Source organism: Nocardia sp. NPDC004415 (assembly GCF_053602435.1).
The window spans coordinates 90,154-102,221 of sequence record NZ_JBSGDP010000018.1 but is presented as its reverse complement, the minus strand read 5'-3'; the positions used below and the strand labels follow the sequence as shown (position 1 = coordinate 102,221).

At 69.9% G+C, this 12,068-nt stretch carries 12 protein-coding genes; 5 read left to right on the top strand and 7 right to left on the bottom strand.

Features of this window, described 5'->3' with window-relative positions:
• Positions 1-132 precede the first annotated feature (132 nt).
• From ACWEMY_RS11830 to ACWEMY_RS11800, 7 genes are all read right to left on the bottom strand, one after another.
• The gene (locus ACWEMY_RS11830; RefSeq protein ID WP_452389975.1) at positions 133-2,388 is read right to left on the bottom strand and encodes an MMPL family transporter; all 2,256 of its coding nucleotides are present in this window, start codon (positions 2,386-2,388) and stop codon (positions 133-135) included.
• Between the two features lie 126 nt (positions 2,389-2,514).
• Positions 2,515-2,697, bottom strand: a complete 183-nt coding sequence (locus tag ACWEMY_RS11825) for a hypothetical protein (RefSeq protein ID WP_452389974.1) — start codon at positions 2,695-2,697, stop codon at positions 2,515-2,517.
• A 26-nt stretch (positions 2,698-2,723) separates the two neighbouring features.
• Positions 2,724-3,878: a fumarylacetoacetase gene (fahA, locus tag ACWEMY_RS11820; protein WP_452389977.1), complete on the bottom strand. Its 1,155-nt coding sequence runs from the start codon at positions 3,876-3,878 to the stop codon at positions 2,724-2,726.
• Between the two features lie 56 nt (positions 3,879-3,934).
• On the bottom strand, positions 3,935-5,137 hold the full coding sequence (locus tag ACWEMY_RS11815) for a homogentisate 1,2-dioxygenase (protein ID WP_452389973.1): 1,203 nt from the start codon (positions 5,135-5,137) through the stop codon (positions 3,935-3,937).
• A 66-nt stretch (positions 5,138-5,203) separates the two neighbouring features.
• Complete coding sequence (locus tag ACWEMY_RS11810; protein ID WP_375930926.1) at positions 5,204-6,019, bottom strand: exodeoxyribonuclease III; 816 nt, start codon at positions 6,017-6,019, stop codon at positions 5,204-5,206.
• 21 nt (positions 6,020-6,040) lie between these two features.
• On the bottom strand, positions 6,041-7,003 hold the full coding sequence (locus ACWEMY_RS11805; RefSeq protein WP_452389972.1) for an N-acetylglutamate synthase, CG3035 family: 963 nt from the start codon (positions 7,001-7,003) through the stop codon (positions 6,041-6,043).
• Positions 6,993-7,583 (bottom strand): peptide deformylase, encoded by a 591-nt coding sequence (locus ACWEMY_RS11800; RefSeq protein ID WP_375930920.1) that lies wholly within the window; start codon positions 7,581-7,583, stop codon positions 6,993-6,995. Before ACWEMY_RS11800 ends, ACWEMY_RS11805 begins: the two co-directional genes overlap by 11 nt.
• Before the next feature lie 180 nt (positions 7,584-7,763).
• On the opposite strand from ACWEMY_RS11800, the gene ACWEMY_RS11795 reads away from it, so the two are divergent.
• The 5 genes from ACWEMY_RS11795 (at position 7,764) to ACWEMY_RS11775 (ending at position 12,041) form a co-directional block, all read left to right on the top strand.
• Complete coding sequence (locus ACWEMY_RS11795; protein ID WP_336087822.1) at positions 7,764-8,066, top strand: DUF3263 domain-containing protein; 303 nt, start codon at positions 7,764-7,766, stop codon at positions 8,064-8,066.
• 42 nt (positions 8,067-8,108) lie between these two features.
• Positions 8,109-8,684: a LytR C-terminal domain-containing protein gene (locus ACWEMY_RS11790; RefSeq protein WP_452389971.1), complete on the top strand. Its 576-nt coding sequence runs from the start codon at positions 8,109-8,111 to the stop codon at positions 8,682-8,684.
• Between the two features lie 90 nt (positions 8,685-8,774).
• Positions 8,775-9,470 (top strand): superoxide dismutase[Cu-Zn], encoded by a 696-nt coding sequence (gene sodC, locus ACWEMY_RS11785; RefSeq protein ID WP_375930913.1) that lies wholly within the window; start codon positions 8,775-8,777, stop codon positions 9,468-9,470.
• A gap of 10 nt (positions 9,471-9,480) precedes the next feature.
• Positions 9,481-10,623 (top strand): glutamate--cysteine ligase, encoded by a 1,143-nt coding sequence (locus tag ACWEMY_RS11780; protein ID WP_452389970.1) that lies wholly within the window; start codon positions 9,481-9,483, stop codon positions 10,621-10,623.
• A 50-nt stretch (positions 10,624-10,673) separates the two neighbouring features.
• Positions 10,674-12,041, top strand: a complete 1,368-nt coding sequence (locus ACWEMY_RS11775; protein WP_452389969.1) for a DUF5933 domain-containing protein — start codon at positions 10,674-10,676, stop codon at positions 12,039-12,041.
• The last annotated feature ends 27 nt before the right edge of the window (positions 12,042-12,068 follow it).

Below are 12,068 nucleotides of genomic sequence, written 5' to 3'. Positions count from 1 at the left end.
TCCCCCCTCCCCCCCCCACACCTCCCGCGCGGCGCGCCCCCCCCCCCCCCCCGCCGCTGGCGCGGCGAGCCCCTCCTCGAGGTCGGGGCGTGCGTGGCGCTTAGCAGTGTAGGCGTGCGGTCCCGCTCGGCGCTAACGAGCGCCCACCTTTTCCAGCTGTGGTGCCGGAGCCGCGGGTTCCTCCGATTCGTCGAGCCCGAACCTGTTGTGCAGCCTGACCAGTGGCTTGGGTGCCCACCAGTTCCAGCGGCCCATCATCCGCATGAGCGCCGGGGCCAGCAGCCCCCGGATGACGGTCGCGTCGCTGATCACCGCCAGCGCGCAGCCCAGGCCGAACAGCTTCATCATCGACACCCCGGAGCTGGCCACGCCGAGGAACACGATGCTCATCAGCAGGGCGGCGGCGGTGAAGATGCGGCCGGTGCGGGCCACGCCCATGGCGACGGCCTCGGTATTGCCCGCGGTGGTCTTGGGGCCGGCCAGCCACTCCTCGCGGATGCGGGAGAGCAGGAACACCTCGTAGTCCATGGAGGCGCCGAAGGCGAGGCTGAACATCAGGATGGGCATGGCCAGGTTGAGGGTGCCGGTGGCGGTGAAGCCGAGCAGCCCGGCCAGGTTGCCCTCCTGGAAGATCCACACCATCGCGCCGAAGGTGGCCGCCAGCGAGAGCATGTTCAGCGCCAGCGCCTTCACCGGGAGCACCACGCTGCCGGTGAACAGGAACAGCAGGATGAGCGTGGTGACGGCGATCAGCGCGCCCGCCAGCGGCAGTTTGCCGGTGATGGCGGTGACGGAGTCCTGGTTGAGCGCGGCCGGGCCGGTGAGCAGGGCCTGCGACGGGGCCTCGACGGCGCGCAGGGCGTCGAGCTGGGCGGTGCCCGCGTCGGAGTACGGGTCGAGCCGGGTGCCCACCGAGAGGTAGGCGCCCGCCCGCGGGTCCGACATCTCCGGCACACCCGCGGCCACGCGCAGGCCGTTGCGGTACACGGCGGCGCTGCTGAGCACGGCCGGCACATCGGGCACCTTCGACAGCTCGCGGGCGTAGGCGTCCAGCTGCTCCGGGGTGCCGTGGAACTCCGGCAGCACGACGGTCGCGCTCGCGGCCATATCGGCGTCGAACTCGGTGCGCAGGATGTCACCGACCTGGCGGCTGGCCACGTCGGCGGGCAGCGCGCGGTCGTCCGGATAGCCGAACTGCACACCCAGGAACGGCGAGCCGAGCAGCAGCAGGAACGCGGTGGTGGCCAGCGCGATCGGCAGCGGCCGCTTCATCACCGCCACCACCAGGCGGTACCAGAAGGTCTGCCGCGGCTCCTTCTCCACGCGCGGCGGCCGCCGCAGCAGCTTGCGCAGCGGGCCGCGCAGGTCACCGGCATTGATCCGGTCGCCGACCAGGATGAGCAGGGCGGGCAACACGATCACGGCCGCCGCCGTGGCCGCCGCGACCACCGCGATACCCGCGTAGGCGAAGGACTTGAAGAAGTACTGCGGGAACACCAGCAGCGCCGACAGCGACAGCGCCACCACCAGCGCCGAGTACACCACCGTGCGGCCTGCGGTCTGGATGGAGCGGATCACCGCCGCCGTCGGGGTGGCACCGGCGGTGAGTTCCTCGCGGTACCGGCTGACGATGAACAGGCTGTAGTCGATGGCCAGCGCCAGGCCGAGCGCGGTGGTCATGTTCAGCGCGAAGATCGACACATCGGTGAGCGAGGTGAGCACCCGCAGGATGCCCAGCGCCGCCGCGATGGCGAACAGGCCGATCGCCACCGGCAGCGCGGCCGCGACCACACTGCCGAAGACCAGCGCCAGCAGCAGGCCGGTCACCGGGATGGCGATGGCCTCGGCGATCACCAGGTCCTTGCTGATCTGGGTGTTGATATCGGCGAAGGTGGCGCCGAGGCCACCGGCGCGGATGGTCACCGGGCCGTCGATCTCGAGTTCCTCGCTGAGCTTGCCCGCGCGTTCGGGCAGCTCGGCGTCGTCGCCTTCGATGCTGGCCAGGATCAGCGCGCGCTTGCCGTCGGTGCTGCGCAGCGCCTGGCGCAGGTCGGGGCGGGCGTCCCAGTAGGACTGGACGCCGCTCACCTCGGTGGGATGGGCGCGCAGCTTCGCGACGGCGGCGTCGGCGGCCGCTTCGGCGGCAGGGGAGTCTGGGCCGTCCTCGGCGGTGACGGTGAGGACGAAGTTGGGCTCGCTGCCCGGGAAGTGCTCGCTCAGGTACTGGCTGGCGCGCACCGATTCGAGATCATCGGTGACGAATCCGCCCGATTTCATATGCGAGTGCACCGTGGCGCCGATCGCACCACACAACACCATCAGCAGCAACGCCACCGCGACCACCAACCGTGGTCGGCCAACGGCGGCGCGGGCGATTCTCGTCAACATCGTCGGGCTCTCTCTCGGTGAACGTCGACCGTCACCGTAGCCCGCACAGAAATACTTCCGATACCACCTCGGGGCGGAGGTGCGCGGAGTACTATCTCCGCCCCTGGGTGGATGCCGGAGCCGTCGTTACCGTCCGCCCGATCCGGTGAAGAGTCCCTCGAGGGCGTCCAGGAAGGTGCCCGCCGCGGCGGCGGAGCTGGGCTCGCACGGCACCGGATGCGGGCCGCATTCCGCCGAGGCGGGCGCGGCCAGGGGGAGCTGAACGAGGGCGACGGCGATACCGCCGAAGAGGGCCAAGCGAAGTTTCATGCGGTCAATATTGGAGGCGGCGCCGGTTACCCGGCAGACCTGAATTCCTGGGGGTCGGGTTCGTGGGCAGCGAGAACGGTGCCACCGACCGCGCCGAGGCCGATCGGCCTGCCCGCCGTGCCGGGGGCGGTGGCGGTGATGGTCACCTCGTCACCGTCGGCGAGGAAGGTGCGCGGTGCGCCGCCGACCGTTACGGGTTCGCTGCCGCCCCAGGACAATTCGATGAACGATCCGCGCTGGTCCCGTTCCGGGCCGGAGATGGTGCCCGAGGCGTAGAGGTCGCCGGGGCGGATCGAGGCGCCGTTGGCGGTGAGGTGGGCCAGCATCTGCGCGGGGGACCAGTACATGCGCGAATACGGTGGGCGCGAGACCGTCTCGCCGTTCCAGGTGACGGCCAGGTCGATGTCGAGGCCGTGGTCGTCGGTGCCGCGCAGGTAGGGGAGCGGCTCGGGTTCCTGCGGCGGCAAGGGCACACGCGCCTGTGCCAGTGCGGCCAGCGGAGTGATCCACGCCGACAGGGAAGTCGCGAAAGACTTTCCGAGAAAGGGCCCGAGCGGCTGGTATTCCCACGCCTGGATATCGCGGGCCGACCAGTCGTTCACCAGGGCGACACCGAAGACATGGTCGCCGAATTCGTCGACGGAGATTGGTTCACCCTGCCGCGAAGCCGTTCCGACGACGAAACCCAGTTCGGCTTCGATATCGAGCCGCCGTGACGGCCCGAATTCCGGTGCACCGGAATCGGTTCGGCGCTGCCCATGCGGCCGGACCACCGGCGTCCCGGAGACTACGACCGTGCCCGCCCTGCCGTGGTAACCCACCGGCAGATGACGCCAATTCGGCAGCAGCGGTTCGGCATCGGGCCGGAACAACCTACCGAGATTGGTGGCGTGGTCGATACTGGCGTAGAAGTCGACATAGTCGCCGATCCGCACCGGCAGGGCCGTGCGAATCGAGTCGAAGGTGTGGACGGCCTCCGCGGGCAGTGGTGAATCCGCCGATTCGCGCAATCTCTCGCGCACCACACGCCAAGAGGTCGGACCCTGGGCGAGAAAGGAATTCAGGTCGGCCTGGGCGAAGACCGGATCATCCAGAAGGACGGCCAGATCCAGGACGAATTCGCCCAGCCGGACGCCCACCCGGAATTCACCGCCGGGTGGCGCGAAGACGCCGTAGGGCATGTTCTCCGGACCGAACAGCGAGTCGCCGGGAACCTCGACGCGCACCGTCGCGCGGCTCACCGGCGGGCCTCGGGACCGCGCCCCGACCAGGTCCAGGCATAGTCGGGGTCCTCGCAGGCCAGCGCGCCTTCACCCAGCTGGAGCGGCCGGAAGGTGTCCACCATGACCGCCAGTTCGTCGAAGAACTCCGCGCCGATACTGCGCTCGTAGGCGCCCGGCTGCGGGCCGTGCGCGTATCCGCCAGGATGCACCGAGACGGAGCCCTGGGTGATGCCGGAACCCTTGCGGGCCGCGTAATCACCGCCGCAATAGAACATGATCTCGTCGGAATCCACATTCGAGTGGTAGTACGGCACCGGAATCGACAGCGGGTGATAGTCCACCTTGCGCGGCACGAAATTGCAGACGACGAAATTGTTGCCCTCGAACGCCTGATGCGCGGGCGGCGGCTGATGAATCCGGCCGGTGATCGGCTCGAAATCGGCGATGTCGAAACGGAAGGGATACAGGCAGCCGTCCCACCCGACCACATCGAACGGGTGCGTCGCGTAGACCAGCCGGGTACCCGCGATCTCGGTGCCCGGCCGGTGCTTCACCAGGACCTCGATCTCGGTGCCTTCGGCGAGCAACGGCTCGGTGGGCCCGTGCAGGTCGCGTTCGCAGTACGGCGAATTCTCCAGCAGCTGGCCGAATTTCGAGAGATAGCGTTTCGGCGGGGTGATGTGACTCGATGCCTCGATGACATAGGTGCGCAGTGGTTCCTCACCCACGGGCAGCCAGCGATGCGTCGTCGCCCTCGGCATGATCACCTGATCGCCCTGGGCGACCGACAGCGCGCCGAAAACGCTCTCCACCACGGCCGCACCGGATTCCACGTACACCAGCTCGTCACCGATGGCATTGCGGTACAGCGGGGAGGCGCCCTTGGCGACCACGTAGGAGATCCGCACATCGGCATTGCCGAGCAGCAGCCTGCGGCCGGTCACCGGGTCGCTGGTGGCGGGAGTGTCACCGGGGAAGAGTTCGGGCAGGCGCAGATGCCGGTGGTGCAGGGGGTGATTGGGGGTGAGGGTCTGGTCGGGGAGCTGCCAGACCGTCGCGTCGACGATGGCGGGCGGCAGACCACGGTGATAGAGCAGGGAGGAGTCGCCGGAGAAGCCCTCCTCGCCCATCAGCTCCTCGTAATAGAGGTCGCCGCGCGCGTCGCGATGCTGCGTGTGCCGTTTCGGTGGCACCGCTCCCACGCGCCGGTAGAACATGAGCACACCTCCCGCTTCGCCGCAGGCCGGATGGTCCTGCCACCACGGTACCGCCGCGCGGGTGGCTCAGTCGGTGAACTCGGCGATGACCGGGGCGTGGTCGCTGGCGCCCTTGCCTTTGCGTTCCTCGCGGTCGACGTGGGCGTCGGTGACGGTGTCGGCCAGGGCGGGGGAGGCCAGCACGAAGTCGATGCGCATGCCCTCCTTGCGGGGGAAACGCAGCTGGGTGTAGTCCCAGTAGGTGTAGACGCCGGGGCCGGGGGCGAAGGGACGCATCACATCGCGGTAGCCGGTGTCGAGCATGGCCTGGAAGGCGGCACGCTCGGGCGCGGAGGTGTGGGTCTTGCCCTCGAACAGGGCGGGCGACCAGACGTCGTCGTCGGTGGGGGCGATGTTCCAGTCGCCGACCAGGGCGATCTTGGCGGCCGGGTCGGTGGTCAGCCAGTCGTTGGCCTGCTCGCGCAGGGTGGAGAGCCAGTCCAGCTTGTAGGCGTAGTGCGGGTCGTCGAGGGCGCGGCCGTTGGGCACGTACAGGCTCCACACCCGCACCCCGCCGCAGGTCGCGCCGATGGCCCGCGACTCGACCACCGGCGACTCGATCAGCGAGTCACCGGCGTTCTTGTCGAAACCGGGCTGGTGCGGAAAAGCGGTCTCGACATCGGTGAGCCCGACCCGCGAGACGATGGCCACGCCGTTCCACTGGTTGATGCCCACATGCGCGACCTCGTAGCCCGCGGCGTCGAACTGCTCGAACGGGAACTGGTCGTCACGGCATTTGGTCTCCTGGATCGCCAGCACGTCGATGTCGTGACGGTCGAGGAAGGCCGTCACCCGGTCGACGCGGGAGCGGATCGAGTTGACGTTCCAGGTGGCCAATCGCACGGATGATTCCCCTTCGATGGGCTAGGCCGTGCCCGGTGGGGCGGCGTAGCGGTAGGTGTGGTGGTCGAGGAAGCCGAGCTCGCGGTAGAGCGCGAGACCGGCGGCATTGCCGACCTCCACCTGCACGTAGGCGTGGGTGGCGCCGTGCTCGGCGCCCCACCGGATGAGCTCGGCGCACAGCAGCGCGCCCAGGCCGTTGCGCCGGTGCGCGGCGGCCACCGCGACGCAGGTGAGGCCGACCCAGCGGCGGCCGTCGGGGGCGGTGGTCACCGCGCCACGGCCGATGGCCAGGGGTTCGGGCAGGCCGAGGGCGGCGAAGCCGAGCACACCGTCCTGCACGGCGGTGAGGACCGAGACGTCGGGCACGCGCACCGACGGGTCGACAGGGATCTCGCCGCGGTAGCGGTGGGTCGTGAGCCAGCCGTCGTCGGGCGCGGGCGCCACGCGGACCATCGAAGGACCTTGCGGCAGCACAAAATTCGCGATGTCGAGGCCGAGGACGACTGTCTCGCTCCAGGTGTTCCAGCCCGGCGGGACGGGCGCGAGCCGGTCGGGCAGTTGCAGCAGCAGCGGCAGGCCCTGCTCGGTGTACCAGTCGGCGATCCGGTGCATGGTGTCGATCGAGAGCGTCGCGGGGATGCCCGACTCGCCCAGCGGCACCGCGGAATTCGCGCGACCGGTGTACCCGTTGCCCGCGCGCACCAGCCAGCCGTCGATCCACCGGTGCACCGCCCCGGGCCACGCCAGGGCCGCCGCGGTCTCCAGGTGGCGGATCTCCTTGGTCCGAATCGGCCTCGGCCCCAGCGCCTTCAGTGCCACCACCCGATCCGGCGCCACCGACACCAGCTCGCCCTCGGCAGTCCGCACCGAGGGTGGCTCCAGCGAGACCAGCTCACCGATCACATCGGTGAGCGGCTGGGGATAGCCCTCGGGGAGCTGATACCGCATCACGACGCGGCGACCGAGAGGTATTTCAGTCGTCATGGCCGAAAGGGTCGGGGACGGTGCCGGGGATCCAGCTCAGACCCGGTGTGCCCCAGCCGTTGCGCTTGATCGCCTTCTTGGCCGCGCGGGCGTTGCGGCCGATCAGCACGTCGACGTAGAGGAAGCCGTCGAGGTGGCCCACCTCGTGCTGGAGCATGCGGGCGAAGAAGCCGGTGCCCTCCAGTTCGACCGGGTCGCCGTTCTCGTCGGTGCCGGTGACCTTGGCCCAGTCGGCGCGACCGGTCGGGAACTGCTCGCCGGGGACCGACAGGCAGCCTTCCTCGTCGTCGTCGGGGTCGGGCATGGTCTCGGGGATCGCCGAGGTCTCCAGGACGGGATTGACCACCACGCCCTTGCGGCGCACCTGGTTGCCCGCGGCGTCGACATCGGGGCAGTCGTAGACGAACAGCCGCTTGCCGACGCCGACCTGGTTGGCCGCGAGGCCGACACCCTTGGATTCGGCGAGCGTGTCGTACATGTCCGCGATCAGCGGGGCCAGCTCCGCGGGCGTCTCCGTCACCTTCGCCGTGGGGTTGTGGAGGACGGGGTCACCGACGATCACGATCGGGAGAATTGCCATGCCGGCCATTATCGCCGCATCCGCGCTCGTGCGAGCGGCGACCCCTGTGGCAGCCGACACCCTGCTGGCCGCTGGTCAACACGCCGGGGTATCGGTCGGACGATCCGGTGGCGGCGTGGTTGAATGATCCGCGACGTGCAAGCGTCATTTTCATCTCGTGATACTCGGCGAGGGAGCAAGATGGACGGCGCAGCGGCTCGCGACATCGAGGAATCGGCGGTCGACGATGAGACCGGCCTGAGTCGCCGTGAGCTCGACATCCTCGACTTCGAGCGCAAATGGTGGAAGTACGCGGGAGCCAAGGAAGACGCGATCCGCGAACTGTTCGCCATGTCGGCCACCCGGTACTACCAGGTGCTCAACGCGGTCGTCGACAAGGACGAAGCGCTGGCGGCCGACCCGATGCTGGTCAAGCGGCTGCGCAGGCTGCGGGCGAGCAGGCAGAAAGCGCGCGCCGCGCGCCGACTCGGCTTCCAGGTCTGACATGACAGCCACACACACCACGATGCGACTAGGGTTGCGCGGGTGAGCAACCCGAATCCCACCCCCGGCGGCCCACCGCTGCGCGCGCTGGCGATGGTGTTGATCGCGCTGGCCATCGTTTTCGCCGGCCTGGGTGCGATGTCGCTGTCGAACTCCGATGCCGACGCCACCGACGCGGCCGAGCAGACCGAAACCTCCACCACGACCAGCGCGGTCGCGCAGGCGCCCGCCACCACCGCGCCGGTGACGACCACCAGCGCGGCCGCCACCCCGACGACGACCACCGCCGCGCCGAGCACCACCACGACCACGCCGACGACCACCACGGCCGCCGACGCGAGCGGGGTGGATCAGAGCGTTCCGGTGCGGGTGCTGAACAACAGCCTGGTCGCCGGACTCGCCGCGCGCACCGCGAGCGACCTGACCTCCTCGGGCTGGAGCAATGTCAGTACGGGCAACTACAGCGGCGCGAATCTGACCACCACCACCGTGTTCTACGGCGGCGGCGCCAACGACAAGGCCGCCGCCACCGAGATCGCGCAGGAGATCGGTGGCACGGTGGCGCCCAAGGAAGGCGACACCTCCCCGGGCGTCGTGGTCGTGCTGACCGGTCGCTGAACGAGGCCCGGCACGCGGTGCCGGGTGCCGCCCCGGCGCTGTGGCATCATCTTGAGCGGTACAGCCCTGTCCACGAAGGAGAGTTCCCCGATGGCCACGTCGACCACTCGTCGCCCGTCCTGGCGCACTGTGACCCCGGTTCTCGCGGTCGCCGTGTTCGGGCTCGCCGCCTGCACCAACAGCCAGGAGTCGACGGACGTCAAGGGGACCACCCCGCCGGTGTGGACCAGCTCGCCCCCGCCCGCGGGCAGCGAAGGCGGACACGGTGGCGGCCACGCCGCGCCGACCACCGAGGGCGGCGATCACGGTGACAGCCACGGCGCTCCCGCCGCGGGCGGCCTGAAGGCCGAGCTCAAGGACGGTTCCGGCGCCGATGTGGGCACCGCGACCATCGTCTCCGAGGGCGGCCACCTGGTCGTCACCGTCGAGGCGCGCAACCTGCAGCCCGGCTTCCACGGCCTGCACTTCCACCAGACCGGCAAGTGCGAGGGCGACTTCGCTTCCGCCGGTGGTCATCTGCAGGTCGGCGCCGCCAACGCGCACCCGGCCAGCGGCGATCTCGCCTCGCTGCAGGTGCTCGGCGACGGCACCGCCAAGCTGGTCACCCAGACCGACGCGATCACCCTGGACCAGGTCAAGGGCAAGGCGCTGATCGTGCACTCGGGTGCCGACAACTTCGGCAACATCCCGCCGCGCTACACCCGCGAGGGTGGCACCGGCCCGGACGAGACCACGCTGTCCACCGGTGACGCGGGCACCCGCGTCGCCTGCGGCGTCGTCGGTTAGCGAGACGCGGATGGCCGGTGCGATCCCCTCGGTGGCGTTTCACGGTTCGCCCCGGCCCACGATCGGGATCGAATGGGAGATCGCGCTCGTCGACAAGGTGACGCGCGATCTGTCCAATACCGCCTCGACGGTGTTCGACGCCGTCGGTGACCTGCGGGCCCACGACGGGACCCAGCAGGTCACCAAGGAACTGCTGCGCAACACCGTCGAACTGGTGACCGGTGTGCACGACACGGTCGGTGGGGCGGTCGAGGATCTGCGCGGCACCATGGACGCGGTGCGCCGGGCCGCCGATCCGCTCGGCGTGGATCTGTTCTGCGCGGGCACCCATCCCTTCGCGCCGTGGTCGACCCAGCAGCTCACCCGCTCGCCGCACTACGACGAGCTGATCGAGCGCACCCAGTGGTGGGGCCGCCAGATGCTGATCTGGGGCGTGCACGTGCACGTGGGAGTCTCGCACCGCGACAAGGTCTTCCCGATCCTGAACTCGCTGCTGCTGTCGTACCCGCATCTGCTCGCGCTCTCGGCGTCCTCGCCGATGTGGTCCGGCGACGACACCGGGTACGCCAGCAACCGTGCGCTGATGTTCCAGCAGCTGCCCACCGCCGGTCTGCCGTTCCAGTTCGAGAACTGGCGCCAGTTCGAGGGTTTCGTGCACGACCAGCTCAAGACCGGGGTGTTCGAGCAGCTCGGCGGCATGCACTGGGACATCCGGCCCGCGCCCAAGTGGGGCACCATCGAGGTGCGGGTGTGCGACGGCCTGTCCAGCCGGGCCGAACTGGCCTCGGTGGCCGCGCTGATCCACTGTCTGGTCGTCGATCTGGAGCGCAGGCTCGACGACGGCGAGGACCTGCCGACGCTGCCGCCGTGGCACGTGCAGGAGAACAAGTGGCGCGCGGCGCGCTACGGACTCGACGCCATCGTGATCGTCGACGACGCCAGCAATGAGCGTTTGGTCACAGACGATCTGATGGACCTGCTGACCAGGCTCGAGCCCACGGCCAAGCGGCTCGGCTGCGCCGACGAATTGGCCGCGGTGGCCGAGATCCCCCGGCACGGGGCCTCCTACCAGCGGCAACGTCAGGTGGCGGCGCGTTCGCAGGGCGATCTCGTCGCCGTGGTCGACGCGCTGGTTCGGGAGCTGGATCACTAGCGTTCAGCTACGCATCCGGGCGGCGTTCACCGGCCGTTTACGATGTTCGGATGCTTGTCGATCATCCACGCATCGTGGCGGGGGGTGGGGCCTTCGGCACTCGCCTGCGCGAACCACGCACACTCGCGATCCTCGCGGTGGGCGCGGTGCTCGTGCTGCTGATCGGACTCCAGGTCGCCGCGTGGCTCAACGGCTTCGACGGTCCGCTGGCGAGTCTGGCCAGGGACTATGTCGGCACGCCGAAATCGATGTCGGTGCCGTGGGCCGGGCTGATCCTCGCGCTGGTCGGGGTGAACGCGCGACGGCGGGTCATCGCGGTGACGGCCGCGATCGGGATCGACGCGGTGTGGGTGGCGCTGCGCCTGCTCGACGGCAAGCCGTTCACCGTCGGCAACGGGCCGACCATCGTGCTCACCGCCCTCGCGGTGATCGCGGCGGTGCGCTGGCAGGGGCGTGAGCGCACCGACGCGCTGAAGGCCGCGGCGCTGGGCGCGCTGCTGGTGCTGGCCACCAAGGTGGGCGATGTGTGGTTGCACGTCACCTCGGCGGTGCATCCGACCGTGCTCGACGAATACCTGGTGCTGGCCGATCACGCGCTCGGTGACCCGTCCTGGGTGGTCGGGCGGGTGCTCGAGGTGCTCGGGCCCGAGGTGTACGCGGTGCTGCACTGGGTCTACATCGAGCTGCCGGTGGCGGCGATCGTGGTCGCGGTGTGGCAGCTGCGCCGGGTGGTGCCGACCGGGCAGTGGCCAAGTCACTATCTGGTACGCACGTTCCTGGTGCTCGGGCTGGTCGGCCCGCTGTTCTATGTGCTGTTCCCGGTGGTCGGGCCGATGTTCGCCTACGGGGCCGACGGCGCCGGATTCCAGGTGGGCAATTTCTGGCCGTCGATGGTGCCGCCGATCGACCGCGACCCGGCCGCGCTGCCCTTCGACGCGTTCACCCCGCGCAACTGCATGCCCTCGATGCACACCGCGTGGGCGCTGGCGCTGTTCCTGCACACCCGCCGCGATGTCGACGGGTCACGCGCACCCGCCTGGCTGCGCTGGGGCGGGGCGTTCTGGCTGGCCGCGACGCTCGCCGCGACCCTGGGCTTCGGCTATCACTACGGCGTCGACCTGGTGGCGGGCGCGGTGCTGTGCCTGACAGTGGACTCGGCGCTGCGGGCGCCCGAGCGCGGCTGGGGCATGTTCCGGGTGCGCCTGGTGGCCTTCGGCACGATCGTGTTCGCGGGGCTGCTGGTGGCCTACCGGTATCTGGCGGTGCCGATGGCGGAGTATCCCGTGGTGTCGGGCGCGATCGTCATCGGGTCGCTCACCGCCGTGGCACTGGCGTTCCATGCCACGTGGTTCGCCGCCGCACCCCAAAGCACGACGAAGCAACCCCGCGTGACGACTGGACCCGCGTCGGCGGCCTGACCACGCCACCCGTCCGACGGCACCACC